The 823-nt window shown below is 74.4% G+C and carries 1 protein-coding gene; it reads right to left on the bottom strand.

The features are described from left to right. Positions 1-79: 79 nt before the first annotated feature. Positions 80-649, bottom strand: coding sequence for a CGNR zinc finger domain-containing protein (locus ACFWOG_RS37480; RefSeq protein ID WP_380363927.1), 570 nt, complete (start codon positions 647-649; stop codon positions 80-82). Positions 650-823: the final 174 nt, after the last annotated feature.

Below are 823 nucleotides of genomic sequence, written 5' to 3'. Positions count from 1 at the left end.
GGTTTCGGCCTGCCGTCGGGCCCGTCGCCCGAACGACGGCCCGAACCCCCGCCCGCCCCGTTCGGGGCCGGGACGGCGGTCAGGCCGAGGGCACCGACTCGGCGGACCGCTGGCGCGCCCGGTAGGCGGCGACGTGCAGCCGGTTCCCGCAGGTCCGGCTGTCGCAGTAGCGCCGCGAGCGGTTGCGCGAGAGGTCGACGAAGACCCGTGCGCAGTCCGGTGCCTCGCAGCGGCGCAGCCGCTCGCGTTCGCCGGCGGTGAGGATGAAGGCCAGCGCCATGCCCAGCTCGGCGGCCAGGTGGTCACCGAGCGCGGCGTGCGGCGCGAAGTAGTGGATGTGCCACCCGTGGTGGTCGTGGTTGGTGAGCCGGGGTGTCGTGCCGGCGGCGGCGACCAGGGCGTTCACCAGCTCGGCGGCCTCCTCGGTGGACTCCGTCCCGAAGACCTCGCGCAGCTGCGTCCGCAGCTCGTGCACCCGGCGCAGGTCGCCGCCGGTGAGGGAGTCGACCTCGCTGATCTCCTGGCGGATCACGAAGGCGTCGAGCGCGGCCACGTCGGGCAGCAGCTCGGTGCCGCACACCTCGGGTGCGGTGTTGAGCAGCTCGACGAGGATGCTCAACGCGCACTCGGTGTCATGGGTGATCAGCACGTGGGGGCTCCTCGCGCGGAGGGGGCCGTCGGCGCCCCGCGACTACGGTCACTCCCAGACCTTACCGGGCCGCGCCGCACACGGTGCCGGCTTCCTTCGAAGGTGCGTACGGATCTCGTCAGTACGGGCGGAGAGGGCGGGCGGGAGGGGGCCGGGTGCGACCGGCGGCCGGCC

The sequence above is a fragment of the Kitasatospora sp. NPDC058406 genome, from assembly GCF_042722765.1.
Lineage (GTDB): Bacteria > Actinomycetota > Actinomycetes > Streptomycetales > Streptomycetaceae > Kitasatospora.
This window is presented reverse-complemented; position numbering and strand designations above follow the sequence as displayed.